The following is a 25,777-nucleotide window of genomic DNA, read 5'->3' as shown; positions in this document are numbered from 1 at the left end:
CCATTGTCCATTGTCCATTGCCCATTGAAACTAAAGATCATTCCCCAAGGCCACGTAATAGCTGTATTGTGCTTTGTTGTAATCGGCTACTGCTTTAATATAATCCAATCTTGCCTTGATATACACTTCCTGCGCCTGCAAAATCTCAAAGGGACGGGCAGTACCCAGTTTCTGTCGCTGAATGCTTTGCTTCAAAGCTTCTTCTGCAAATTGATTTCCCTCAAAAGCTATTTCCATTTGCTCTTGGGCAGCGGAAATAGAAGCTTTGGCCGCCAATATTTCTTCATTGATCTCTGCCTTTTGCCGCTCGATTTTTGTTTGCTGAATACCAATGCGCGCATTGTACTGTTTCAGGTCGCCACCATAAAACAAGCGGCCCAGGGGAACCTGCCACATCAATGAAAGATTGACTGCACCAGTGGGGTACAATTGATTGGTTTCAGGATTCTGTATAGGATCCATAGCACGTACATCATCCGATAAACCACCAAAATAAGTACCGAAAGTGTTCAGTCTCAGTTCGGGTATTAGCAAGCCCGTAGTAGTGGTTTTCTTTTCCATTAGCAGCGATTGTTCCTCAAATTCCAGTGCTTTGATTTCCGGTCTGTTTTGATAGCTGGAATCAAAATCCACTGTGGATATTCCATTTTCCAAATTCAATGGACTTACTGCCGTATCAATGCTTACGAGTTTTATACCCGGTTTTAAGTTCAGCAATTTCACAAGCCTGGCAGATTTTCTATTGTATTCGGCTTTGGCATTCAGCATCTGTACTTTCAAGTGATTCACATTGCTTTTTGACAACAAGGATTCCGATTCATAGGCAATACCCGATTCTACCTGAATTCCGATTTGCTGTGCAATGGTATCGGCTTGCTCCACCAATTGATCGTAGGCTTGAAAATAGAGTTGGGCAGACATGAAATCGTAATAGGCTTCAATACTTTCCAGCAGTGCCTGATTGCGCTCCGACTGTGTGCGGTATTCTGCGGCACTAACTTTTAATTGTGCTGCTTTCTTTTTGTAAATGCCATTTGCAAAATCCAAAGAGGCATCGAGTCCAAGACCTGCCCAAAGATTGTCGCGATTGACATCCAGAAAAAAACCTCCATCGGCATTCATGGCCGCTCCCCAAAGCTGATGGGTTTGCACACCTGCATGTAGGTCGGGCAGCCACCATTCTTTGGCTTTGCTCAAATCGGCAGCGGCAAGCTCCTGTCGTTGTTTGAATTCCTGAATGGTCAGATTGTTTGCTCCGCCTAATTTTAAAACCGTTTCTAAGTTAATAGGAATAGTATCTTGAGCAGTTGCTTTTTGTCTATTTAATAATAGGCAACTGGCAATTAGCAATAGGCAAAAGCTTCGCTTTAGTAAATTAGCAATAAGCAATTTGCAATAGGCAAATTTATCCTTATTACCATTTGCTAATTGTTCATTGCCCATTGTCCATTGCGTCCGCAGGACATTTTCCAATTGCCAATTTTTATTTAAACATTTCATAATTTCAATATTTTTCAGGATTATTTAACATGTGATAAAGTAATCTTCCTACTTCTTCATTTCTTTCTGTTAGTGCTTTGTAGAGTTCAGTTTTGATGTATTCACAATTAAGGGCAAAATCCAACCAGACACCAGTTTCTGAGTTTTCAGCATCACAATCAGAGATTTTAGAAACAAAATGTGCCGGATATTGTCGCTTGCGATAAGCTTCTGCCATATTCGTGCACACGCTTCTTGAGGACCTTCTGATCTGATCAGTCAGCGAATACCGCTCTTCCTTTGGAAAGGACTTACTAATTTGAAAAATATCCATAGCCAGTGAAAAAGCTTTCTGATACACCTTGGTTTCTTTAAAATTTTTAGCCGCCATATTTACGTGATTTAATTATAAATTAAAATATTATTTACCAATCGCATATTGTCCATTGCCCATTGCCTATTTGCTCATTGCGTCCGAAGGACAATTGCCTATTGAATAATTGGTTCAACAATTTGCCCTGGTTTCACCAGGCTCTTTCCCTGCACGATTACCTGTGTTTCTTTTGTTATTTCAGGATTCAGGACTTCAAAATAATCCCTGCCTGTTAGCCCTATTCTCAAAGGAATGCGCTCCACAATTCCCTCTTTCACAATCAAAACATGCGCTTCGTCCTGATGCATGGTTTTGGCTATATGGGGCAAGGAAGGCACATCTTTGCGACCGCTTATTTGCATCAATGCTTTGGCGTACATTCCTGTCAGAATCTTATTGTCAGGATTGGGAATATCAATTTCCACCTGCATGGTTTTTGAACCCGGATCAAGTGCATTGGCCATACGAGTAATTTTGGCCTGAAATGATTCACCGGGCAATTCAGGAAAACTGATCTTGACATCCATTCCTACCCGGACGGCTGTAGCATCTCTTTCCGGCAATGGAACAGTGATTCTTACCGGATCTGTTTGTTGTATTTCAGCAATAGATTGCGGATTATCTTCATTCAAACCGTTTTGCAATAAAGCTCCATTATCTACAAAGCGTTGGGTAATGACGCCATCAAAAGGAGCATTAATAGTTAAAAAACCAATGCGGTCATTGATGGCATTCTTTTCAGCCTGAAGTGTTAGAAAATCGGCTTCTGCTTCTTCAAGTTGTTGGATAGTTGTGAGGGCCGGAGTTTTCTCCCTAATAGATTTCAATCGCTCATAAATGGATTTTTTCGCCTGCAATTGGGCTTTCAACTTTTCGAGCTGTCTGTACAATTCAGGATTATCCAATATGGCAATCACTTCCCCTTTTTTCACTTTGTCGCCTATGTCCTTTCGCATTGCTTTTACATAACCACTTTCCATGGCATAAAGCATTACTTTTTGATTGGGCATAGCCCTTCCCGTAATCAGAACTTCGGCAGTAAACTCCCTGGCTTGAGGATGAACAACCTCTACTTTTTGAGTTTTATTTGATTCCTTATTTCCATCAGAAGTTTTCTTTTTTTGAGTATCGTTGTTGCAAGCAGACATGAAAACAAGCAATAGACAACAGGCAATAGGCAATATTTTACGGTGAATAGAACTTTGCAAATTGTCCATTGTATATTGCTCATTGTCAATTGCCAATTGCATATTACTCATTGCCAATCGCTTATTTAATTTTAATACTATGTTTGTTATAAATTTCATGATTCTTCTTTTTTAGCAATTAATGAATAAAGTACAGGGATAATATAAAGTGTGAGCAGTGTGGCCATAAAAGTTCCACCTATTACAGCTATGGCAAGCGGCACATTAGCTTCTGAGCCGGGACTTGTAGCCAATGCCGTAGGCAATAGACCAAAAATAGTTGTGGAAGCCGTCATCAAAACCGGCCTGAACCGATCGCTTGCTCCGTTTACAATCGCTTCTTGTCGCGCCTTGCCTTCCTTGACCAGGGCATTGATTCTGTCGATCAATATATTTCCATAAGAAACAGAAATACCCACCATCATAATAATGCCCATGATGGATTGAATACTTAGGTATGTACCTGTAATCCACATCAAGGCAGCTATACCAATAATTCCGAGCGGGAAGGCAAAAATGATAATCAAGGGTTGCCTGAAAGACCTGAACAGCGGTGTTATAATCAGAAAAGCCAGCGCAATGGCCAATCCCAAACCTAAGCTCAGTCCGCCAAATGCATCTTTAATGATGGCCACTTCCCCCTGAAAATTCACTTTATACCCAGGTGGAATATCCATATTGTCAATGATATTTTGAATTTGATCGGATACACTACCTATATCCGAGCCTTCTACATTGGCATATACATTGAATGCTCTTGTCAGGTTGTGGTGGTTGATCTCTACCGGATTGGTGCCATCACTTATTTTTGAAAAATGCCTGAAAGGAATGGTTTTGTCAAAGGTTTGACTGCCTACACCCACATTTTCCAAAACAAACTTATTGTCAATGTTTTCCTCGGTATAGGTTACTCCTACATAATAATGGTTTCCATTATTTTCATCTATCCAAAAAGCCTTGTCAAAAGTAGCAGAGGAATTTAGCGCAGAAACCATGTTTTTGATGGCATCTACTGGCTCAACACCAAGCTCTGCAGCTTTTACCCGGTCAATATCAATGTTTTTTGCAGGTTGATCAATACGCTGAAGAACACGTACATCCCTGGTGGCTGCAATACTTGAAATGGTATCCCTGATTTGTTCTGAAATATCGCGAAGTACTTCAAGGTCGTCTCCTTTTACCTGTACATCTATTGGAGCAGGTTTGCCTTCATTCAATGCCGCTGTAATCAGCCCTCCCGTATTGAAACTAACTTCCACACCGGGAAATTTTTCGTGAAAAAGCTGGCGCAATTGCGAGGCATAATCAAATGTGCTCCTACTGTGTCCTTCCTTTAACTGCACCCCGATAAAGGCATCTTGTGTGCCCGAATTGGGCGTATAAGCTGCGGGCAGGTCGTAAAATACGCCAATATTGGAAATGATTTGCTCCAGGTCGCCTCCGGTTTCATTTCTGACGACCTGTTCCATTTTGGCAATGGTTTTTTCGGCATCCTGTAAAGTAGTGCCCGACTCCATGCGCACCTGTATTTCCATTTGACCCACATCCGATTTTGGAAACAATTCATATCCGGTATTGGACAATAGAAATAATGAGCCAAAGAAAAGCAGCCCGGTAACAATCAATACGGGTAATCTTAATTTCATCACATGCTCAAGGCTATTTTGGTAACGGATTTTCAAACGATCGATAAACCGCTGAAAAAATCCCAAGGCATTGGTTTTGCTTTTTTCTTTTGACTCGGGGAGATAATTCCGGAAAAAATATGCGGCTGCAATGGGTATCAGGGTCAGGGAGAAAATATAAGAGCCAATCATTGCACCTGCCACTGTTATCGCCAATGGCGAAAAAAGAAACTTGGTAATTCCCGTAAGAAACATCACCGGAAAAAACACGACTATAATCACCAATGTAGAAGCCAGGACAGGATTGGCCACTTCAAGGGCAGCATCCAATCCAGCTTGATAGGAATTTTTGCCCATTTTGAGATGCCTGTCTATATTTTCAAGCACCACTATGGAATTGTCCACCAATAAACCTAAAACCAAAGCAATGCCGCCAAGCGTAATGCTATTGATAGCCTGCCCTGTAATGAACAGCACTACAAAAGCAAAGAGAATAGAGAGTGGCAAACTGATAGATACTACCAAAGCCGAGCGGAAGTTGCCCAAAAATAATATCAACACGATCACCACTAAAATCAGTCCGCCCAAAACGGCATATGTCAAGCCCGAAATGGCATTTCGCACGTAGGAAGACTGGTCGAAAATGACATTCATCTCCACATCATCCGGCATGCGCTCCTTTAAATTTGGGATGGCATTTTTTACTGCATTTACAGAAGCAATGGTGTTGGCTCCCGAGCGCTTGAAAATAGGCAGATAGACCTGCTCTTTTCCATCCACACGGGCAATATTGGTTTGAATGGCGCTTGCATCTGCAGCTCTTCCCACATCTTTAATATAAATTGGTTTCCCATTTTTATAAGAAATGACTATATCATTGAAATCTTCCACATCAATGATCATTCCCTTGGCATCCACTCCATAATTGATATTTCCAATCTTGGCAATACCAGAGGGAATCATAGTGGTGTTTTTCTTAATCGCCTCATTCACCTCTGTTTGCGAAATGCCCAGTGCCTCTAATTTTGATGGATCTGCAAAAATATAAATCCGCCTAAGCGTGCCGCCATAAGCTGCCGGTGCAATAATACCTTCCACACCGCTTAGCATTTGCCTGAGATTATAGTAGGCCACATCGTACAATTCCTTGCCGGTCTTTTCCTCACTGCTCACCGTAAGTAGCATCAAGGGTTTGGAAGCCGTGGGGTCAAAAGGTTGCACCATAGGCGGCAAAGTGCCGGGAGGTTGATAGTACATATCGCTCATGGCATAGGAAGAAGTATTGGCCATCGCTTCAGCAGGGTCAATGTCTTCACCATAGAAATTAGTGACAATACTCACGCCCATAATGCTCTTGGAAAGCTGCTTTTCGATTCCGGGCGATTGCCCAGTCCAGCGTTCCATACGACTGGTAATATCCTTTTCCACTACCTCGGCCGGCATACCGGGATAGAGCGTTAATATTTGCATGGCTGATTTTTTGAATTGAGGAAGGATGTCCACCGGCATCCTCGGGATAAACACTCCCGCCAGTACTGCCACAATTATGGCAAATACAAGCACCAGATATGGGTTCTTGAAAGATAATTTTATCATGAATTTTTCCTTTTATTTAGAAATATGCAATTAGCAATGGGCAAATTTTGCCTTCAGCAAAAGCAACTAGCAATAGGCAATTTGCAATAAGCAAAAAGGGCAACTCATACCCATTATGCCAATTGTGTATTGCCAATAGCCAATTAAATTCTAAATAAAAGGAGGTGCCCGTAGCGGGCTGTCGCTAAGTAAGGGAGGGCCTGTATTGCACCGAATTTCGGGCAGTGGGCTATAAGGGGTCTTAGTTTGTGGTAATTTGACAAGGTCAAAGAGTACAGCTACTACAACTATGTTTTCTACTGAAATTCTTTCGCTCTGAGGAATTTGAAAATCGTCAATATCTGCACTGACTTGCCCACAGTGCATGGGCGGCAACAAAGCTGTTTCTTCACCATCATATGCTTCCCAAATCTCACAGGGACTGGGGCCATCATATTCATGCTCGCCATGTCCGAGCGGATGGCCAATACAAATCATCTGCCAGGGGAACAGTATTGCCCCCATAAGAAATAGCAGTATTATGGATTTGAATTGTTGCATTTCCGCCAAATGTAATAATTTAAATGCTATGCAAAAAATAACTGAATTAATACAAGCCTGTATTGTAAAAATTAACTTCTTACACCAATTCCCCACAATTTCACTTACTCTTATAAAAATATTTGATTGCTTCAAGTGCCAGGTTAATCCTTTGTATTTCGCGGTGTACTTGTTTTTCAGGATTTGAGCTTGTTTTATCAAAAAAGAAAAACTGCCTTTCTTTTACGGGCATGTCATTTAAATAAGCGATAAAACATTGCAGGTTGAAATCTTTAATGCGCATTGTAATCAAGGGATTGAGCTGCTTTTGGTGCGGCCATTCCATAAAAGCTTTTATTTCGCGCAGGTAATCTTCCAATAATTCTTTTTTTTCATCTTTTTCCACTTTGGAAACAATAGCTTCGCCCTGTTGCATCAGTGCTTCTAAAAATCGGATAATTTCACGGTCGGAAGAACGCATAATTCTGGATATCTTTACTTTGTTTATTCACGGCAAAGTTCTGCATAATTTATTTCTATTTCAGCGATGATCAAATATGGCCTGTTACTTTTTGTCTGTTTGCTTTCACTTCCAATTAAAGCACAGCGACTTGCCGAATTTATAAGCAATTGGGAAGAAAAGCGCCATCGTTTCCTACCTATACCGCTTATAGCCTACACTCCTGAAACCAATTGGATGTTTGGTGCAAGTGTGGCACATCTTTACAGGTTGAAAGATGATTCATTGTCGAATGTATCCTACACTTCACTCACAGGATTTTATACGCTCAATAGACAGTATGTTTTTAATCTGCAATTTCAGTTTAATTTCAAAGAAAACACCAATAGACTTGAGGGAGCGGCAGTTTTTGAGAAATATCCTTTTCAATACTTCGGTCTGGGCAATTGGAATACTTCAGAAGATCGTGAAGCTTATAATTCCAATCAAATGGTTTTGAAATTGCGCTATTTAAGAAAAGTACTGCCCGGGTTTTTTATAGGGCTTCAGGTGCGCCATCAAAGTGCCTATAATATTGAAGCGCAAAAAGAGGGAGGCTTGTTTGACCAGGGGCTGGTTCCGGGAGGAGATGGCTTTGATGCAACGGGAATTGGAGCTAATCTTACTTACGATACCCGGGATAATCCGTTTTATCCTTTTGAAGGGCATTATATGCAGCTTTCCAATCACAATTATCTGGATATCCTGGGCAGCGATATGCAATTTTACAATCTGAAATTTGATTTGCGCTCTTATGTAAATCCTGGCAACAGGGCACATGTGCTGGCCTTTCAGAGTGTTTTTGATTTTAATATTGGAGAACAGCCACCTTTTCTAATGATGGCACAAATAGGTGGGGAGCAGCTACTGCGTGGGATTTTGCGGGGAAAATACCGTGACCGGCATATGTTGTTGACTCAGTTTGAATACCGCTTTCCAATTTGGTGGCGTTTTTCAGGAGCTGTTTTTGGCGGAGCCGCTGAGGTGATGGATCAATGGAGTGATTTGGATTGGCCTGGTGTGCGATTGGCAGGTGGTGCCGGTCTGCGGTTTACGCTTAATGCGCAGGAGCGGCTCAATATCCGATTTGATGTAGGTTTTGGCCCCGATGGTTCCTGGAATTGGTATTTGGTATTGAACGAGGCTTTTTGATTAGTTCTTGAAGTAAGCAATAGTTGCTTCCTTGTCTTTGTCCATTGCTTTTACCAGATTTTCCAGGCTGTCGAATTTTTTTTCTGAACGCAGGTATTTGTAAAACTCTACTTTAAGGGTTTCTCCGTATAGGTCTTCATTAAAATTTAAAAGATAGACTTCCAGGCTGCGGATTTTTTTATCGTTGATAGTTGGCCGAAGTCCGATACTGAGCATTGCCAAATGCGTACTTTGGTCTTTTTCGCGCCAAACTTTTGCACAGTAAATGCCATCGGCAGGAACGAGTTTGTTTTTATCTTCTATCTGAATATTGGCTGTGGGGTAGCCAAGCGTTCTTCCAATTTTATCGCCTTCCTGTACTTGCCCGGTAATAGAGTAGGGGTGTCCCAGCATTTTCATAGCCTTGTCCACTGCTCCTTCAAAAAGTGCCTTTCGTACTTTGGTAGAACTCACGGCAATATCATTGACCAATTGCTTTTCTATTTCTATTACCCTGAAATCCAGTTCATCGCTAAATGACTGAATAGTCTGTATGTCACCTTTTCGGTTTTTTCCGAATTTATGATCATAACCAATAACAATAGTATGTGGATGGAATTTTTCCCAGAGCAATTCTTTTACATAATCTTCAGGACGTGTATTGGCAAATGCTTTGGTAAAAGGAATAACTACAAGGTTGTCAATGCCGTATTTTTCTAAAAGCTCGATTTTTTCATCCAAGGTATTGAGCAATCTAAGACTATCATCATCGGGATTGACCACAAGTCGCGGGTGCGGGTGAAAAGTGAGTAAAATGGTTTCACCATTGCAATCCTGTGCCATTTTCTTTAATTGTCGGATGATAAATTGATGGCCAAGGTGCACTCCATCAAAGGTACCGATGGTTAAAACGGCATTTTTAAAAGCGGGTAAATTATCCAGCGATCTGAAAACCCTCATGTGGCTTGCTTGTTTTTGAATTCTTTTAAATGTGCACTAAGTTCTTCAAGGTTCCAGGCATCTTCTAAACTGTAGGTGCCGATTTTTGTTCGGACAAGGCTGTGCAAGTAAGCTCCGCTGTTGAGGCGTTTTCCGAAATCATGCGCCACACTTCTGATATAGGTACCTTTGCTGCAAAGGATTCTAAAATAAACCAGGGGCATTTCTATTTTTTCTATTTTAAAAGAACCAATGACTATAGGGCGGATTTTTGTTTCTGTTTTAATACCTTTCCGAGCCGATTCATACATAGGTTTGCCGGCTACTTTCAATGCGGAAAAGGCCGGAGCTTCCTGTTCACTTTTACCTATAAAGCCTTTAGCTGTTTCGAGAATCGCATTTTCCGTGATGTGGTCGATTGGAAATTCCTTATCAATTTCTGTCTCTCTGTCAAAAGAAGGCCGCGTAGCACCGAGAAAAATACTTCCGGTATATTCCTTTTCCATACCCTGGTAATCCTGTATTTTCTTGGTGTTTTTTCCTGTGCAAATAATCAATAGGCCTGTTGCAAGCGGATCTAAAGTGCCAGCATGTCCGGTTTTGGCTTTGCAGAGATTCCGTATTTTTTTCACCACATCAAAAGATGTCCAGCCCAGTGGTTTGTCTATTAGTAGTGTGCTGCCTTCATTAAATTCGTATGTAAGTGAATGGGGCATTAATCGGAGTCTGTCTTGAGTGGCAAGTAAATTGAATTTGCTATTTGCCTGCAAATTTAAGGAAATATAGCAAGGGCATTAGTAGAAACTCCAAGAATTAAAAAGAGCTGAATTTTATTGTTTTCTGGCATTCCCCGCCTGAATGCCCGCCTGTCCCAGTTCGGGCAGGACTTTATTCGGGCAGGTGAGCAATAATTAATTTCCAGGCTCCTATTATGACATCAGTTTTTATTGTGTATTGAATAAATATTTAAATCCAATATTAGCAAGTTGATATTTTTGTATATTTAATCGATATAAAGATGTCTTGCTAAAAATTAAAATCAGAACACATGAAAAGGATTAAAAGAATCGGAATTTTTCAAACAGCCAAGGTTTTCGGAATTGTTTATTTTTTAATAACGGCATTTTTCATGATTCCATTTGCACTTATCAGTACAGTAATGAGTGATTATATTTTTCCTGAAATTCCATTTAGCAGTGGCATTGTATTTGTAATCCTGCCATTTATATATGGGGTTCTGGGCTTTGTTGTAATACCGATTGTGGTTTTAAATGTCGCATAAAATGCTCCTTAAAACCTACTTCGGCATAATACTTTTCGGAAATGCCTTAGCGGCATTAAATAATTTAATTGGTATAACAGCTATTGGTTGTTTTGTTTATAATATAGTGGCCGCCAGAACAGGGGGCATTGAATTTGAAGTGGAAACAGACTGATAAAGAGCCATAGAAATGATTCAGGTTATTACATTTTGGATGCGAAAACTGGATTCCCAGGCTAAATTCAAATCGGATGCTGATTTAAAATAATTTGTGCGCCTACAGGAGGTTCTGTTTTTTGCTATTCCTTTACTTCCAAAACCTTAAATTGTGTTCTGCGGTTGAGTGCGCGGCCTTCTGCTGTATTATTTTCAGCAATAGGTTGCTCTGAGCCATAGCCTTTGTAGCGCAGCCGATTTTTGTCTATACCCTGCTCAATTAAAAATTGATAAACAGATTTGGCTCGATTTTCTGAAAGCGTTTTGTTGTGTGCCTCACTTCCAGTGCTGTCTGTATGTCCAGATATTTCAATCACCAGGGATTTATTTTCTTTTAAAAAACCGGCAAATTCTGTCAACTCGGTTTTGGAAGCTTCTAATAATTCATATTTATCCACCTCAAAAAAGACATTTTTCAGCACTACTTCATTTCCGGCCTCTAATGCCTTCAGTGCAATTTCAAGGCTGTAATTCTGCATTTCAGCATCTTTAAGCGGAAAACTCTCCGAGTGGTACAAATATCCAGGCTTATTGATTTTTGCTGCATAATTTGCTCCATATGGCAGGCAGATCAAAAACTTACCATTTTCCTTATCGGTATTGATGCTTTCTACTTTTTCCTGGATATCGGTATCGTAAAAATCAATTTTAGCTTTCAGGCCTTCCTCACTTTCCTCATCGGTGACTTTCCCTTTTACATAAACCACATGTTCGGGGCGGGCAGCTTCGGGAATCATAAATTCATAAATATTAAACTGCAAACGCTCGCCAAAACGATCGGAAGCAATATAGCCTTTTGATCCGTTCAGTGAAACATAAATTCCCGCTTCATTAAAAGCAGAGTTGACAGGGAATCCAAGGTTTTCGGGTTTGCTCCATTGCCCATTTGCTTGTAAACGACTAAAAAACATATCGCTTTCACCAAATCCGGGATGTCCGGCAGAGGAAAAATATAGGGTTTTGCCATCGGGATGAAAAAATGGTCTTTGTTCCGAATAAGGGGTATTAATCGTTTCTCCCAGGTTCTCCGGCTTGCCCCATTGCCCGTTTTCCTGCAATTCACTTTTCCAAATATCAAGATGTCCAAAACCGCCTTCTTTTCTGTCGCTTACAAAAAATAAAGTTTTGCCATCCGCTGAAATATTGGGCTGGGTTTCTTTCATTTTACTGTTGATGGGAGCCGGCAGCAATCTTGGTTTTCCCCAGCGATCACCGGACTTTTCAGCCACTAAGATATCACAACCGCCAAAGCCGCCTTCAAATTCGCAGCGCGTAAAATACAAATGACGCCCATCTGCCGAAATACTATGTGCACCTTCATTGTCGGGCGTATTGATCAAAGGCAATCTTCTTGAAGGCATCCAGTCTCCCTGCCATTCACTCACATAAATATCTTCCTGCAACATGCCTTTTGAATCGGGCAGTTGACGTGTAAAATACAGCTCTGCCCCATCCGCAGTCATCGATGGAAAGTATTCTTTGTTTTCAGTATTCACATTTCCATTCAGGGCTTTGGGTTGGAAGGCTACTTTTACCTTACTGGCTTTTTCTGCAAAAGCAATATTTCTTTTGAGTTGCTCCAGTTCCATTTTTCTTGAGGGCGACATGCGGTCAATCATTCCATATTGCTCTACAAAAAGTCCGGCTTCTTGAAATTTGCCAATAGCAAAACTCATTTTTGCCAGGCGAAAATATAATTCAAGAGGAAAGCGCATGGTAGATTGAGCAATATCATTGTAGAGGTGGTAGGCTTTGTCGTAGTGGCGTATTTGTTCATAAAGATTGCCCAGTTCATAGTAGGCTTCAAGGTAATCTTCGTCTTTATCTATTGCTTTTTTAAAAGCTTCTTCAGCTTCTTTAATTCGCCCCCAATTCATGTGCTCTTTTCCTTCATTAAAATAGGAAAGGGCTTTTTTCTTGGGCTTGTAGGTTTGTGCACTTGTTGCCTCGCAGGAAAAGAAAAAGCAAAGGAGCAACAGAAAAAGAGTGTGGTTCAGGATTTGTATAGCTTTCATTCCTATTGATAGTATCTTAATCTCTATTTAAACATTGCTTTTTAAAACTGGAATTATTGCTGTCTATTGTCCACTGCCATTTATTGATCTCACTCATTTCTGTTTTTTTCCTGCCCGATTTTTTCAGGGAATTTGTAAATATTTATGCGTCTGTAAAGAAATATTCCAGCGCGGGTTTTGTTTGACATATTCAACGATTGAAGCACTGACTTTCTTGCGCATACTCCATTCCGGCTGAAGCGTTAAAATACAGTTTTTGTTCACGATTTCTGCATATTTTTCTGCCCATTCGAAATCACTTTTATTAAAAATTATGATTTTCAGCTCATTGGCTTTTTGAATAATCTCAGGTCTTGGGGCTTTGAATTTTTTAGGGGAAAGGCAGATCCAGTCCCATTTTCCTGTAAGTGGATGTGCGCCAGATGTTTCAATATGAATGCTAAAACCTTTTTTATGTAATGCAGCGCAGAGCACATCCATGTTATACATCAGCGGTTCACCACCAGTAATTACAGCCAGTCTCGAAGCTTGTTGCTCAGCTCTATTTATAATTTCCGAAATAGAAAGAATAGGATGTTCTTCTGCTTTCCAGCTTTCCTTTACATCACACCAATGACAACCGACATCACAGCCTGCCAGGCGAATAAAGTAGGCAGCTTTACCGGTATGGTAACCCTCTCCCTGTATAGTGTAGAAATCTTCCATTACAGGCAGTGCAATGGCTGCGTTGATATGTTTTGTAGAAATGCTCAAATCAATTGTAAATTTCTTTTTTTCCGGCTTTTAAGGTATTTAATAATAGCGAAATTCGAGTCATTGGCCCCACACCACCCGGCACTGGGGTAATATAACTGCACTTTTCAGCCACCTCATCAAATTTAACATCGCCTTTCAGCTTAAACCCAGATTTCTTAGACGCATCAGGTACGCGAGTAGTTCCCACATCAATTACAACTGCACCTTGTTTTACCATTTCGGCAGTCACAAATTCGGGTTTCCCAAGTGCTGCAATCAGGATATCGGCCTGCAAACACTCTTCTTTTAAATTTTGTGTACGGCTGTGACAAAGCGTTACTGTGCTGTTGCCCGGATTGGAATTGCGCGCCATTAAAATGCTCATGGGGGAACCCACAATATTGCTTCTCCCCAGAATCACACATTTTTTTCCACTGGTTTCTATATTGTATCTGCGCAGAATTTCAACGATTCCTGCAGGTGTTGCAGGTAAATAACAGGGCAGGTTCTGTGCCATTCTCCCAACATTAATCGGGTGAAAACCATCTACATCCTTTCTGAAATCTATAGCCAGGTTTATTTTGTCTTTGTCTATGTGTTTGGGCAAAGGCAATTGCACAATGTATCCATCAACATCGCTGTCATTGTTTAAATCACGCACGCATTTTAGCAATTCCTCTTCAGTTACTGAATCGGGGAAACGTACCAAACTCGATTTAAAACCAACCTCTTCGCAATCTTTGATTTTGAAATTGACATAGGTTTCGCTGCCCCCGTCATTGCCCACCAAAACAGCAGCCAAATGTGGTGTTTTGCCTCCATTGGCCTTTATTTGATCTACCTCGGCTTTTATTTCTTTCTTTATTTCGTCTGCTAATTTCTTTCCGCTGAGTAATTCCATTTATTGGTTTATTTATAGAAAAATTTGGATCAAAGTTCTTAAAACTGGTAAACGCATGCAAAGATAATTAACCTGAGTGCAATAAAGTCTTAATAATGATTAAACCCAGATTATTCATTAGAAATGAATAACCTGCCCTCTGGGCAGACGATTTTGCCCGGTAAATGGGCAAAATGTCTGGGTTTAACCATGACAATGAAAATCACCATTTTGGTATTCTCCATTTCATGATATTTATTGATTTTCATTCGTCAAATTATGCAATTGCTTTTCAATTGCATAATGCGGGTTAAATAAGGTTGAAAGCACTATTGTTCTGAACATACTGCCATTCCCCGCCTGTCCGCCCGGCCATAGCAGTCGGACGGGAATGACTTTAGTCGGGCAGGTGGGTGTTAAATAATTTCCAAATTCAGGTTTTTAGTATATTGCCGCTTCAATTTTCAGTTTTAAGCAATAGAAATGATGAAGCACCCCTATTTCAATGAAGACCATGAAATGTTTCGCAGCAGTGTAAAACAATTCGTAGAAAAGGAAATTCTCCCTTTTGCCGATCAGTGGGAAGAAGATAAAAAAATACCAAAATCCCTCTGGACTAAAATGGGGGATCAGGGTTTTCTGGGCATCAATTTTCCTGAAAAATACGGAGGCACTGACAATGATTTTTTCTATTCCGTAATCCTGCTCGAAGAACTGGCAAAATCAGGCTATGCAGGTGTATCAGCAGCCCAGGGTGTGCATCAGTATATGTCAACAGCGCATTTGCTCAGAACCGGCAGCGATTTCCTGAAAGAAAAATATTTGCCCAAAGCCATCAGTGGAGAATGGATTGGTTCGCTGGCTATAACAGAACCGATAGCTGGCTCTGATGTGGCCAATATCAAAACAACGGCTGTCAAAAAAGAGGGGCATTACATCATCAATGGTCAAAAGACCTTTATTACCAATGGGGTGTTTGGCGATTTTATTTGCCTGGCTTGTAAAACAAAACTTGAAGATGGCATCAATGGCATTAGCTTGATCATGGTAGATCAAAATTTACCAGGGGTAAAGAAAAACCAACTTAAAAAAATGGGCTGGCACTGTTCTGATACAGCAGAACTCTTTTTTGATGATGTAAAAGTGCCGGAAAACCATTTGGTGGGAGAGGAGAACCAGGGTTTTTTCTACATCATGGATTGCTTTCAGTTGGAAAGACTGGTTACTGGAATTTCATCAGTTGCTGGTGCTGAAGCCGGAATTGATGCTACACTGAAATATATGTCTGAACGGGAAGCTTTTGGCCGAACTTTAAATAAATTCCAGATTTTGCGCCATCGTCTGATTGATTTATATACTGAATTGGAATCGGTACGACAGCTTAGCTATTATGCCAGTTGGAAACACCAAAATGGACAAGATGCTGTAAAGGAATCCTGCATGTCGAAATTGAAAGCAACTGAATTGGCAAAAGAAGCATCTGATGTGTGTTTACAGATGTTTGGTGGCAATGGATACATGCACGGCTACCCGATTGAAAGAATGTACAGAGACGCACGGGTAGGCACTATTGTGGGCGGAACTTCTGAAATTATGAAGGAAATCATTGGTAAAATATGGCTCGATGACGTATCTTACAAGCCCGTTTATAAAAATTCCCAAAAAGATAAATTAAAAGAAGAGAAAATGAGTAAAAAACCAGAAACAGCAAGAGAAATTATTGAATCATTACCGGAAAGGTTTAAAAGCGAGAAGTCAGAAGGAGTAGATACAGTCTTTCATTTCGACATTGAAGGCGAAAGAGGAGGCCAATGGACTATTACAGTTGCCGAACAGAAACTGGATTTGAAAGAAGGCTTGCACGGTGAAGCCAAATGTGTGCTGAAAACCAAAGATGCAGTTTATGAAGACTCAGAATTGGGCCGTACCAATGCTCAAATGGCAGTAATGATGGGGAAAATAAAAATTTCCAATATTGGTGAGATGATGAAATTTGTGGGGCTCTTTAAAAGACTGCACTAATAAAGGATTCCGCAAAATATAGAGCTGTCCCTTGCGGGCAGCTTTTTTTGTTTCTAACAAATGGCAATCATGGAAGAAAAAAACATTTTCCAAAGCATTTTTAAAAGCATCCCTCAAAGGTTTTTGCCAAAACGCTGTAAGCGAAAATCCGTTAGTGTTTTGTTTGAATTTTCAGATCAGATGGACAAGAGTTTTATAGTGGCTATTGATCAGGATGTGTGCAAGACAATCTATCCGGTAGAAAAGCATGTATTTGACTGCAAGGTAGAAAGTACCTTGTCAGACTATGTTGATCTGGAAACCGGGAAATTAAGCCCACAGGAAGCCTTGATGAGTGGTCGCCTTATGGTCAGCGATATTGAGTTGATGCTGGATTTTAGCAATGCTTTTATGCCATTCAGCGAATTTGAAAAAACCCGGCACTCAGGTTCAACGCAAGCCAATAAAACAAAAGCAAAAACACATCGTCCGGAAAAATCCGGCACTCTGAAAGATTTGCTGGTTTTGGATTTCACCAAGCTATTGCCCGGTCCTTTGTGCAGCAGAATATTGGCCGATAGGGGTGCGGATGTAATAAAAATAGAAGATCCCTCCAGCCCCGACAGTATTCGGGGATTTCCTCCTTTTGAAGGCGATCAGAGTTTGTTTTATAAAGCTTTGAACAGAAACAAAAAAAGCTGGAAAATCGCTTTTAGGGACAAATCGGAAAAAGAAGTATTACTGGAAAGAATTGAATCAGCTGATGTTTTAATTGAGCAATTCCGTCCCGGGGTGATGAATGCCTTTGACCTGGATTATGAAACGCTGAAAGCCGTCAATCCTTCCCTGATTTATGTGTCCATAAGTGGCTATGGCCAAAAAGGTGAGTACGCTTCCGAACCCGGCCATGATATCAATTATATGGCAAGGTCGGGTGTGTTGAGCCAGATCAAAGATGAGCACGGTAAGCCTTTTGTTCCCGCAGTACAGATTGCTGATATTTTTGGCGGATCTATGCAGGCTGTGCAGGAAATTCTGTTTGCATTGATAGAAAGAAACCAAAGCGGAAAAGGACAGCACATTGACATCAATATGACGGGCGGTGTTACCCCGCTTTTAACGCTTACTGCCACACATTTGCAGGGAACCAGTGATGAAAACAGCTTTGTGCTGAACGGACAACACATCAATTACAGCATTTACCAAAGCAAAGAGGGCGATCATTTTGCGCTGGGTGCACTGGAACCTAAATTCTGGAACCGCTTTTGCGAACATATTGAAAAAGAAGAATGGAAAAGCCGCCTGCTCAGCAATGACAAGAAACACCGCGATGAACTTAAGGCTTTGTTCAAAAGCAAAGACAGCGACTACTGGCGAAAAATAGAAAAAGCGGGTGACTGCTGTCTTAGCGAAGTCCTGGATATATCAAAGGGCATAGACAAATTCCCCGAATTCTGGTCTGAAACCAGTGGAGGGAATAAATTTCCAGCAGCACCTGGATTTAATTTCTGGGAGGCACCGGATTTGGGGGAAGATGAATAATGAGTCCTAAGTACTGAGTTAAGCAGTGAATTCAAAGGCGTCACGAGCGGAGCGTGGTGATCTCTATGGGTTTTTCTCAAAATTAATTTCTCGCAAAGCCGCAAAGCCGCAAAGATTGCAAACCATTAAGCACAAAAGTTTATGAAAGCCTCTACTGCGACAAAAGCCACAGGATTCGGTCGTAGGAAATGGTGTAGTGCAGGATTACAATTAACCCAAAAGCCAAACCCACCTTTGTCATTCCCATATCATAAAGAGACCAGCTGGCAAGGGCAAAAAAGCACAATTCAATAAGCAAGCGAACGAGACCGGGCGTAACAATGGGTGCAGCACCTGAACGGCTTGAATCATTGGGTACGGCAAACATTCCCCAAATTAGGGCAAGCACAAGAGGTATTCCAATGGCCAATGCATAGCGCAACCATCCTTCACTTTGTCTCCAGCCCCACATACCTACTGAAACAAGCGCAGTGATTTCCAGCAGAAAGCGAAGTGCAAGATTGATTGGATGTGATGCCATGATTGTGAGTTATAAGTGATGAATTATGTTATGGGTAAAAGTAGTAAAATCAAAGGCGTTATCACGAGCGAAGCGTGGTGATCTTTAAGGGTTTAGGGGAAGTTTATTTCTATGGATAAGAACCGCTTTGCTAATTCCTGCGCAAGAGGGGGAGGGGCCGAAACTCACTTCTTCAGAAACGAAAGAGGAAATGACTGTATTAGCTTTATTTTGTGCTGTGTACAATTTTTTTTATTATCTCTTTTCTTTTTTTATCAAACAGGTCTGGATGACGCTTCATATCATAGAGAACAGGATTTTCAATAATAGATAGAAGTCCTGCCAACTCCTCATTATTCAAATCTTGTAAATCTTTATTGAAGTAAGCCCAGGAAGCATCCCAAACTCCATTGACATCACGCAAAAAATTATATTTGCTACTAATGTAGTTCAGACATTGTTCTTGTGAAACATAGTCTTCTAATTCTAGTCCAATCATCGTTGGAGCTAATTTGTAAAAACCTCGAGAGTAATTAATATTTTCACTTGATGTAAATAATGCTACCTTTCTGCAAGGACATCGTCTGTCTGAGTTCTTATTAATCAAATGTTCTGTGACATATCCCCAGTAATTACTTTTCAGAGAACCTGGATAAAGTTTACAGTAGGCTTGCAGAAAGTTCTCAGGAAGTTCTTTACTTTGTTTAATTGAGGCAACTAATTCCTTCTTAGTATCTGTTTGCAAGTATTTTTTTCCTCCAGTTTCCAAGATGATTACTACACCTGAAACCAAAAGGAAACCGAAAAAGATTAAAAAGATTAAAACTCGTTTTGTGATTCTCTTCAGTTTCATTGTTCAAATTGTCCCAACATGTTTATACTCATCCAACCACCCTTAGCTGTCTATGTATGACTATTGTCATGCTTTATTGTGAAGTTAACTCTTTTCATAAATAAAGTAAGACCCCTCTGGGGTCTATGAAAGTTTAACCCTCCTTTTTATAAACATTGGATACCTCCGGCATCATTCTTATTGTACAGTATTGCATTTTATGCACTCCAGAAAGCAAGCGTATTAGAAACCCTAATTACATTCAAATATATTGTTGTAAAAATGAGTTCATCCTGGAAGGATGATATGTCTATAAACAGGCTAAACTCACCCACTCCCTGATCCCGGAGGGATCATATGTTATAGTCCGAATGATGTGTCTGTAATCAACCCGAATCCATTCAAGCTTTAAATATTCTGTTAGCAGATAAGTCAATAAAAAACCCCATTACCTTCTCATTGAATGATATCCATGATTTAATATAATTTTATCCACACCGAACTTTGATCAATGGAAATCGTTAAATTTGAATAAAACAAAGCATATGAGAACACTGCGCCTGAACATACCTGATTCGGTTGAAAAAAACGACTCGGAATTAACAATGCTAATAGCAGCCAAATTATATGAAGATACTACGCTTTCTGCCGGACAAGCAGCTGAATTGGCAGGGGTTTCTAAAAGAACATTTATTGAAATGCTCGGCAAATATGGTGTTTCAGTTTTTAGTAAATCTTCTGATGATTTAGAATCGGATATTTCCAATGCATAGTTGTGTAATAGTAGATACAAGTGTACTTATTATCTTCGATAAACTCAACAGATTGGATTTACTAAAGAGTATCTATACTAAAGTTTATATAACTGATGAAATAGCAAAGGAATACAATAAACCATTGCCTGATTGGGTAATTCCTGAAAATGTTAAGGACATTAAGTATCAAAGGTTTTTATTGGCCCAGATTGATCTTGGAGAGGCTTCTGTTTTAGCTCTTGCCATAGAAAAAGAGAACCCATTAGTGATTCTTGATGACTTAAAAGCGAGAAAATTTGCAAAGAATATAGGTTTTAAAATACACAGGAACATTGGGTGTAATTCATAAAGCCAAATTACTTGGCTTGATAAATAAAATAAAACCGTTTTTAGATCAATTACAGAATACGGATTTTAGAATTTCTGATAATATTTTAAAAGAATTACTTCAAAAAAACAAAGAATAATATCAACTTTCACAAGTTTCTTATCTGCCAATAACAAACCCCATTTCCCATATTTAAATTGCTATTCTAAGCCTTATCTTTGAGCGATGAATCGAACTGGCGCAATTGATGATAAAATGGAGGCACTGGGAGCAGTCGTGCTGTTGCCCACCTACAACAATGCCGCCAAATTGCCTGCCGTTCTTGAGGATATTCTAAATTACACCCATCACATACTGGTCGTCAATGACGGTTCCACAGACAATACCCGTCAGATTCTCAAAAAATATCCCGATTTAGAAATATTGCATTTTGGGCAAAACCAGGGAAAGGGTATGGCCTTGCGCAAAGGTTTTGAAAAAGCCCTGGAACTCGGCTATCGCTACGCCATCAGCATCGATTCAGATGGGCAGCACCTGGCAAAAGATATGCCTGTATTTTTAGATAAAATTGAAGAAAACCCTGGGGTGCTTTTGGTAGGGGCACGAAACATGTTGCAGGAAAATGTACCCGGCACAAGCAGCTTTGGGCATAAGTTTTCCAATTTCTGGTACCGCATTGAAACGGGCATTGATCTTCCTGATACGCAATCGGGCTATCGTTTGTATCCGATTGAGCAACTCAGTAAAATGCGTTTTTTCACCAGCAAATACGAATTTGAGATAGAGGTGTTGGTTCGCGCAGCATGGGCAGGCATTAAAGTGCTTCCTGTCCCAATAGAGGTTTACTACCCGCCACAGGAAGAGCGTATATCCCATTTCAGGAAAGTGCCCGATTTCACACGGATCAGTATCCTGAATACCGTATTGGTGCTGCTGGCTTTTCTTTTTGTCAGACCCTGGCAATTCATTCGCTCTTTTCAAAAAAAAAATATACGGCAATTGGTCAAAACCCACTTATTCAATCCCGAAGAATCGGCAGAGAAAAAAGCGCTTTCGGTGGGCTTTGGCGTTTTTATGGGCATTGTGCCGATTTGGGGTTATCAACTTGCAGCTGCTTTGTTGCTGGGGCATTTTTTAAAGCTCAATAAGGCCATTGTGGCCATTGCTGCCAATATCAGCATTCCGCCCAATATTCCCTGGATAATTTTTCTGAGTTTTAAAATGGGTGGTTTGTTTGTGGAAAGTCCGGCTGACATTGACTATAATGCAGAATTTCAATTGTCCAATTTGCAAAACATCGTGCAGACCCATTTGCTGCAATACGCCCTAGGCAGTTGTCTGTTCGCTGTACTAATGGGGCTTGCGCTGGGATTTGTGGCTTATGTATTTGCTTCGGTAAAGACACAGCATAAAACAATGTAATCAATCTGAAAAAATGCAGCGTACATTTCTGTTTATTTATGAATCAATAAAAAGCCAAAAAGCCTTTGCTGCTATTGTTTTGCTGCTTTTTTTGCTTGCAACAGGCTGGATGAGCTCACAGTTGGAATTCAAAGAGGACATCAACAAGATCATTCCCAATGATGATGAATTAGAGAAGGTCAACCTGGTATTTGAGAACAGCCGCTTTATGGATAAAATGGTGCTGACTATTTATGCCAAAGACAGCAGCAAAAGCGATCAAGATCAATTGCTGAAAGCAGGTGATCATTTGGTTGGACAAATGGACAGCCTTTTCAGGCCAAATTACATCCGCAAGATCAATTATGAATTGCCACAGGATGTTTACAATCAGTTGTACGATGAGTTTTATGCCAATTTACCGCTGTTTATCAATGAGGCAGATTATGCTGAAATTCTGAAAAAAACAGACAGTGCAGCTTTAAAGGAAACGGTAGCGGCCAATTACAAAGCCCTGCTCTCCCCGGCAGGCTTTGCCATGAAGAAAAACATTCTGAAAGATCCGCTCAATCTCACCGGGCTTGCATTCGATAAGCTTTCTGAACTGGAGTTTGGCGAAAACTACAATATTTATCAAAACAGGATATTTTCAAGGGATGGAAAACATCTGATGATTTTCATGGAAACAGCCAATCCTTCTAATGAAACTGGTGAAAACGGGGCTTTTCTCGATGCGCTTGATACCTTAATTACCGATTTACACAATGATTTTCCCGGGCTGAAAGCTGAATATTTTGGCGGAGCTGCTGTGGCGGTGAGCAACGCCCGACAGATCAAGCAGGACGCTATACTTACCGCCTCATTTGCCGCTTTGGTTTTGGTTTTCTTTATCAGCTTTTTTTACCGCAGAAAACGCATTTTTGCGCTGATCTTTTTTCCTGTAGTACTGGGCGGACTCACAGCTCTGTCGGTTTTGTATCTGATCAAAGGAGAAGTTTCCGCCATAGCGCTGGGAGTCGGCTCTGTTTTGCTGGGCATTTCTATAGATTACTCCCTGCATATTTTCACGCATTTAAGAAAAGTGAACAATCGCAGAAAACTGATCCGCGATCTGAGTTTTCCTATTCTTATCAGCAGCATTACTACGGCCAGTGCTTTTTTCTGTTTGTTGCTGGTGCGTTCTGAAGCACTGCACGATTTGGGGCTTTTTGCCGGAATCAGTGTTTTGAGTGCCGCCATTTTTGCATTGATTATTTTGCCTCAACTCGCTCCTGATTTAAAACGGGAAGAAAAGAAGCGGTTTTCACCGGTAGGAATTATTGAGAAGCTTTCGATACTGCAACTCGATAAAAGCAAATGGATATTAGCAGCGGTTTTGCTTTTGAGCATTTTGTTCTATTTCAGCAGCAAGAAAATTGGCTTTGAAAGCGACCTGAACAACATGAATTATGTGAGGCCGGAATTGCAACAAACCGAAGACCGCCTCAACCGCATCAATGATTATAAGCTGAAATCTGTTTTTGTGTTGGCTGAAGGCGCTACGCTGGAAAAGACCTTACAGCACAATGAAAAAGTGCAGCAGGATATTCGCCAGCTACAGGAAAAGGATATCGTACAGAAATACACCAACCCGGGAAGTTTTATGATTTCTGATAGCCTGCAATCGGTGCGCATTCAGAAATGGCAAAATTTCTGGGCTGAAAATGGCCGTGGAGATTCTGTACTTCAGCAAATGCAAAGGTATGGCGATGATTTTAAGCTAAAGGCAAAAGCCCTGGATGGTTTGCGTCAGCAGATTAAAGGAGATTACCAAGCCAAAGGTCCTGCTGCTTATACCAAACTTCAGGAGCTTTTTCTCGATGGCTTTGTAAGCGAAAATCAAGGCCAGAGTACCGTGATCAATGTACTAAAAGTAGAAAATGAAGATAAAGAGGCGGTTTATGCAGCACTCGAACCGCTGGAGCATATTTTTATCCTGGACAAGCAATACCTCACAGGCCGCTTTATGGAGGTGCTGAAAAAAGATTTTGATGTGCTGGTTAAATACAGCCTGTTGGTGGTGTTTATCATTCTTTTGCTGGCTTATGGCAGAATTGAACTCACCCTGTTCACTTTGATTCCCGTGGCACTGGCCTGGCTCTGGACTACCGGAATTATGGGATTGTTTGGTATGCAGTTCAATATTTTCAATATCATCATTTCCACTTTTGTGCTGGGGCTGGGCATTGATTACAGTATTTTCCTGATGCGTGGTTTGTTGCAGGAATACCACAAAGGCAAAAGAATGCTGGAGTCCTATAAAACCTCCATTATACTTTCTGCATTTACTACACTCACGGGAATTGGTGTTTTGATTTTTGCCAAACATCCAGCCCTGCAATCTATTGCGCTGATGTCCATTATTGGGATCAGTAGTGTGTTGTTTATCAGTTTTAGCATTACGCCACTGATTTTCCGCTTTTTTGTGCAAAGCCGAAAAGAAAGAGGTCTGCCGCCATACACCCTTATCCGGTGGTTTTCTACACTCTATACCTATGGCTATTTTGTAGTGGGATGCCTGTTTATCAGCTTCTGCATTTTGATTCTGTTTTTTGTCCCCATTTCCAAAAAAATCAAGAAACGCTTTATTCACAAGCTGATACAGCTCGGAACAAAAACCCTGGTTTACGGCACTGTGATTGTTAAAACGCGTGTGCAGGGACTGGAAAATGTAAACTGGGCCAAGCCAAAAGTGATCATTGCCAATCACCAGAGTTTCCTCGATATCCTGGTGATATTGATGCAAAATCCAAGAATAATAATGCTCACCAATGACTGGGTTTACAATTCACCGTTTTTCGGTTTTTTGGTGCGCTATGCCGATTTTTATCCCGTGGCTTCGGGTTATCAGTCAAGTGTTCAACATTTAAAAGATGTGGTGAATGATGGCTACAGCATTGCAGTATATCCCGAAGGTACACGCAGCCCTGATGGGCAATTGAAGCGATTCCACAAAGGCGCTTTTCTTTTGGCCGAAAAGCTGAATATTCCCATTCAGCCATTAATGATTCACGGCTCGGGTGATGTGACCCGCAAGCACGATTTTATGACCGATTTTGGGCAAATGACTTTGCGTTTTTTACCTGAAATCAGTTTGGAGGATGCCAAATTTGGAACTGATTACAGGGAAAGGACAAAAATTATCGGCAAGCATTTTAAATCTGCTTATGAAGCTATGAGTAATGAAATTGAAACGCCTTATTATTTCCGGCATAAATTGCAAAGTGCTTACCTCTATAAAAGCCCTGTCTTGGAGTGGTACAGCAAAATTAAAATCCGCCTGCAGGATTATTATGTACAGTACGACCAGATTTGTCCAGAGGAAGGAAAAATTGTGGATTTGGGTTGTGGCTATGGTTATTTGCCCTATATGCTAATGCTGACTGGCAGAAAGCGACAGGTATTGGGAGTGGATTTTGATGGCGAAAAAATTGAAACCGCAAAAAATATCTGGCTAAAAAATGAGCGCATTCAGTTTGAAGTGGCAGATCTCAATAATTATGAAATTCCGGCTGCCGATTGCATCATTCTGAATGATGTGTTGCATTATCTTAAGTACAAAGACCAGGATAAGTTGATTGAAAGATGTGTGAATGCATTAAGTGCCAATGGCAAATTGATCGTTCGCGAAGGAATAAAAGATTTGGGCGATCAGCACAGGAAAACCGAGCAAACGGAATTTTATTCTACAAGACTATTCAGGTTCAATAAGCAGAAACACGAAGATTTGTACTTTATGCGTATGGAGGATATTGAACGGAATTGCCAGAAACACCAATTGAAAATGGAAATTGTAGAAAGAGCTGGGAATACTTCTAATACATTGATTTTGCTTACCAGAAAATAATGTAAAGAAAGTGTAGGTATTTATTGCTTAATAATGCGAATCAAGGGTTGGATATCAACAAAAAAGATGTTGATATAA

21 protein-coding genes are annotated in these 25,777 nt (G+C 40.6%); 8 read left to right on the top strand and 13 right to left on the bottom strand.

The window, feature by feature from the left end:
• Window positions 1–30: 30 nt before the first annotated feature.
• From WD048_07365 to WD048_07340, 6 genes are all read right to left on the bottom strand, one after another.
• Entirely contained in the window at window positions 31–1,500 is a 1,470-nt protein-coding gene (locus WD048_07365; GenBank protein MEX0812020.1) for a TolC family protein, read from the bottom strand.
• Between the two features lie 4 nt (window positions 1,501–1,504).
• Complete coding sequence (locus WD048_07360) at window positions 1,505–1,870, bottom strand: four helix bundle protein (protein MEX0812019.1); 366 nt, start codon at window positions 1,868–1,870, stop codon at window positions 1,505–1,507.
• 98 nt (window positions 1,871–1,968) lie between these two features.
• Window positions 1,969–3,159 (bottom strand): efflux RND transporter periplasmic adaptor subunit, encoded by a 1,191-nt coding sequence (locus WD048_07355; GenBank protein ID MEX0812018.1) that lies wholly within the window; start codon window positions 3,157–3,159, stop codon window positions 1,969–1,971.
• Window positions 3,156–6,260, bottom strand: coding sequence for an efflux RND transporter permease subunit (locus WD048_07350; protein ID MEX0812017.1), 3,105 nt, complete (start codon window positions 6,258–6,260; stop codon window positions 3,156–3,158). The genes WD048_07355 and WD048_07350 overlap by 4 nt, the downstream gene beginning before the upstream one ends.
• A gap of 150 nt (window positions 6,261–6,410) precedes the next feature.
• Window positions 6,411–6,800 carry a hypothetical protein gene (locus WD048_07345; protein ID MEX0812016.1) on the bottom strand — a complete coding sequence of 130 codons (390 nt, stop codon included), beginning with the start codon at window positions 6,798–6,800 and terminating at the stop codon, window positions 6,411–6,413.
• A gap of 100 nt (window positions 6,801–6,900) precedes the next feature.
• Window positions 6,901–7,260 (bottom strand): hypothetical protein, encoded by a 360-nt coding sequence (locus WD048_07340; GenBank protein ID MEX0812015.1) that lies wholly within the window; start codon window positions 7,258–7,260, stop codon window positions 6,901–6,903.
• 66 nt (window positions 7,261–7,326) lie between these two features.
• Between WD048_07340 and WD048_07335 the strand changes: the two genes are divergently transcribed.
• Window positions 7,327–8,430, top strand: a complete 1,104-nt coding sequence (locus WD048_07335) for a BamA/TamA family outer membrane protein (protein ID MEX0812014.1) — start codon at window positions 7,327–7,329, stop codon at window positions 8,428–8,430.
• Here the strand turns inward: WD048_07335 and WD048_07330 are convergent, their stop codons facing one another.
• Both WD048_07330 and truB read right to left on the bottom strand, forming a co-directional pair.
• The gene (locus tag WD048_07330) at window positions 8,431–9,369 is read right to left on the bottom strand and encodes a bifunctional riboflavin kinase/FAD synthetase (GenBank protein ID MEX0812013.1); all 939 of its coding nucleotides are present in this window, start codon (window positions 9,367–9,369) and stop codon (window positions 8,431–8,433) included. It lies immediately after the preceding gene.
• Complete coding sequence (gene truB, locus WD048_07325; protein MEX0812012.1) at window positions 9,366–10,064, bottom strand: tRNA pseudouridine(55) synthase TruB; 699 nt, start codon at window positions 10,062–10,064, stop codon at window positions 9,366–9,368. The genes WD048_07330 and truB overlap by 4 nt, the downstream gene beginning before the upstream one ends.
• Before the next feature lie 332 nt (window positions 10,065–10,396).
• Between truB and WD048_07320 the strand changes: the two genes are divergently transcribed.
• The gene (locus WD048_07320; protein ID MEX0812011.1) at window positions 10,397–10,630 is read left to right on the top strand and encodes a hypothetical protein; all 234 of its coding nucleotides are present in this window, start codon (window positions 10,397–10,399) and stop codon (window positions 10,628–10,630) included.
• A 278-nt stretch (window positions 10,631–10,908) separates the two neighbouring features.
• Here WD048_07320 and WD048_07315 read toward each other — a convergent pair whose 3' ends face one another.
• From WD048_07315 to folD, 3 genes are all read right to left on the bottom strand, one after another.
• Window positions 10,909–12,840, bottom strand: coding sequence for an OmpA family protein (locus WD048_07315; GenBank protein MEX0812010.1), 1,932 nt, complete (start codon window positions 12,838–12,840; stop codon window positions 10,909–10,911).
• A 123-nt stretch (window positions 12,841–12,963) separates the two neighbouring features.
• The gene (locus WD048_07310) at window positions 12,964–13,593 is read right to left on the bottom strand and encodes a 7-carboxy-7-deazaguanine synthase QueE (protein ID MEX0812009.1); all 630 of its coding nucleotides are present in this window, start codon (window positions 13,591–13,593) and stop codon (window positions 12,964–12,966) included.
• Between the two features lies 1 nt (window position 13,594).
• A complete protein-coding gene (gene folD / locus WD048_07305; GenBank protein ID MEX0812008.1) occupies window positions 13,595–14,476 on the bottom strand; it encodes a bifunctional methylenetetrahydrofolate dehydrogenase/methenyltetrahydrofolate cyclohydrolase FolD in 882 nt (293 codons plus the stop codon).
• A gap of 462 nt (window positions 14,477–14,938) precedes the next feature.
• On the opposite strand from folD, the gene WD048_07300 reads away from it, so the two are divergent.
• The gene (locus WD048_07300) at window positions 14,939–16,477 is read left to right on the top strand and encodes an acyl-CoA dehydrogenase family protein (GenBank protein MEX0812007.1); all 1,539 of its coding nucleotides are present in this window, start codon (window positions 14,939–14,941) and stop codon (window positions 16,475–16,477) included.
• Between the two features lie 69 nt (window positions 16,478–16,546).
• Window positions 16,547–17,998, top strand: a complete 1,452-nt coding sequence (locus WD048_07295; GenBank protein ID MEX0812006.1) for a CoA transferase — start codon at window positions 16,547–16,549, stop codon at window positions 17,996–17,998.
• Window positions 17,999–18,149: 151 nt separating this feature from the next.
• Here the strand turns inward: WD048_07295 and WD048_07290 are convergent, their stop codons facing one another.
• Together WD048_07290 and WD048_07285 are read right to left on the bottom strand one after the other, a co-directional pair.
• Window positions 18,150–18,518 (bottom strand): YrdB family protein, encoded by a 369-nt coding sequence (locus WD048_07290; protein ID MEX0812005.1) that lies wholly within the window; start codon window positions 18,516–18,518, stop codon window positions 18,150–18,152.
• Window positions 18,519–18,723: 205 nt separating this feature from the next.
• Window positions 18,724–19,350 carry a transglycosylase domain-containing protein gene (locus WD048_07285; GenBank protein MEX0812004.1) on the bottom strand — a complete coding sequence of 209 codons (627 nt, stop codon included), beginning with the start codon at window positions 19,348–19,350 and terminating at the stop codon, window positions 18,724–18,726.
• A gap of 524 nt (window positions 19,351–19,874) precedes the next feature.
• Between WD048_07285 and WD048_07280 the strand changes: the two genes are divergently transcribed.
• The 4 genes from WD048_07280 (at window position 19,875) to WD048_07265 (ending at window position 25,699) form a co-directional block, all read left to right on the top strand.
• Window positions 19,875–20,102 (top strand): UPF0175 family protein, encoded by a 228-nt coding sequence (locus WD048_07280; GenBank protein ID MEX0812003.1) that lies wholly within the window; start codon window positions 19,875–19,877, stop codon window positions 20,100–20,102.
• 52 nt (window positions 20,103–20,154) lie between these two features.
• Complete coding sequence (locus tag WD048_07275; protein ID MEX0812002.1) at window positions 20,155–20,433, top strand: hypothetical protein; 279 nt, start codon at window positions 20,155–20,157, stop codon at window positions 20,431–20,433.
• Window positions 20,434–20,637: 204 nt separating this feature from the next.
• The gene (locus WD048_07270) at window positions 20,638–21,834 is read left to right on the top strand and encodes a DUF2062 domain-containing protein (protein ID MEX0812001.1); all 1,197 of its coding nucleotides are present in this window, start codon (window positions 20,638–20,640) and stop codon (window positions 21,832–21,834) included.
• Window positions 21,835–21,847: 13 nt separating this feature from the next.
• Window positions 21,848–25,699, top strand: coding sequence for an MMPL family transporter (locus WD048_07265; protein MEX0812000.1), 3,852 nt, complete (start codon window positions 21,848–21,850; stop codon window positions 25,697–25,699).
• Window positions 25,700–25,777: the final 78 nt, after the last annotated feature.

The sequence above is a fragment of the Chitinophagales bacterium genome (assembly GCA_040877935.1).
In the GTDB taxonomy this organism is placed as follows: Bacteria; Bacteroidota; Bacteroidia; order Chitinophagales; family CAIOSU01; genus JBBDNB01.
The sequence above is the reverse complement of the archived record's forward strand: the minus strand, read 5'-3'. Positions and strand labels throughout refer to the sequence as shown.

Excerpts from the sequence above, each read along its gene's own strand:
- WD048_07365 (MEX0812020.1), bottom strand. The coding sequence starts at position 1,500 with ATGAAATGTTTAAATAAAAATTGGCAATTGGAAAATGTCCTGCGGACG.
- WD048_07360 (MEX0812019.1), bottom strand. The coding sequence starts at position 1,870 with ATGGCGGCTAAAAATTTTAAAGAAACCAAGGTGTATCAGAAAGCTTTT.
- WD048_07355 (MEX0812018.1), bottom strand. The coding sequence starts at position 3,159 with ATGAAATTTATAACAAACATAGTATTAAAATTAAATAAGCGATTGGCA.
- WD048_07350 (MEX0812017.1), bottom strand. The coding sequence starts at position 6,260 with ATGATAAAATTATCTTTCAAGAACCCATATCTGGTGCTTGTATTTGCC.
- WD048_07345 (MEX0812016.1), bottom strand. The coding sequence starts at position 6,800 with ATGCAACAATTCAAATCCATAATACTGCTATTTCTTATGGGGGCAATA.
- WD048_07340 (MEX0812015.1), bottom strand. The coding sequence starts at position 7,260 with ATGCGTTCTTCCGACCGTGAAATTATCCGATTTTTAGAAGCACTGATG.
- WD048_07335 (MEX0812014.1), top strand. The coding sequence starts at position 7,327 with ATGATCAAATATGGCCTGTTACTTTTTGTCTGTTTGCTTTCACTTCCA.
- WD048_07330 (MEX0812013.1), bottom strand. The coding sequence starts at position 9,369 with ATGAGGGTTTTCAGATCGCTGGATAATTTACCCGCTTTTAAAAATGCC.
- truB (MEX0812012.1), bottom strand. The coding sequence starts at position 10,064 with ATGCCCCATTCACTTACATACGAATTTAATGAAGGCAGCACACTACTA.
- WD048_07320 (MEX0812011.1), top strand. The coding sequence starts at position 10,397 with ATGAAAAGGATTAAAAGAATCGGAATTTTTCAAACAGCCAAGGTTTTC.
- WD048_07315 (MEX0812010.1), bottom strand. The coding sequence starts at position 12,840 with ATGAAAGCTATACAAATCCTGAACCACACTCTTTTTCTGTTGCTCCTT.
- folD (MEX0812008.1), bottom strand. The coding sequence starts at position 14,476 with ATGGAATTACTCAGCGGAAAGAAATTAGCAGACGAAATAAAGAAAGAA.
- WD048_07300 (MEX0812007.1), top strand. The coding sequence starts at position 14,939 with ATGATGAAGCACCCCTATTTCAATGAAGACCATGAAATGTTTCGCAGC.
- WD048_07295 (MEX0812006.1), top strand. The coding sequence starts at position 16,547 with ATGGAAGAAAAAAACATTTTCCAAAGCATTTTTAAAAGCATCCCTCAA.
- WD048_07290 (MEX0812005.1), bottom strand. The coding sequence starts at position 18,518 with ATGGCATCACATCCAATCAATCTTGCACTTCGCTTTCTGCTGGAAATC.
- WD048_07285 (MEX0812004.1), bottom strand. The coding sequence starts at position 19,350 with ATGAAACTGAAGAGAATCACAAAACGAGTTTTAATCTTTTTAATCTTT.
- WD048_07280 (MEX0812003.1), top strand. The coding sequence starts at position 19,875 with ATGAGAACACTGCGCCTGAACATACCTGATTCGGTTGAAAAAAACGAC.
- WD048_07270 (MEX0812001.1), top strand. The coding sequence starts at position 20,638 with ATGAATCGAACTGGCGCAATTGATGATAAAATGGAGGCACTGGGAGCA.
- WD048_07265 (MEX0812000.1), top strand. The coding sequence starts at position 21,848 with ATGCAGCGTACATTTCTGTTTATTTATGAATCAATAAAAAGCCAAAAA.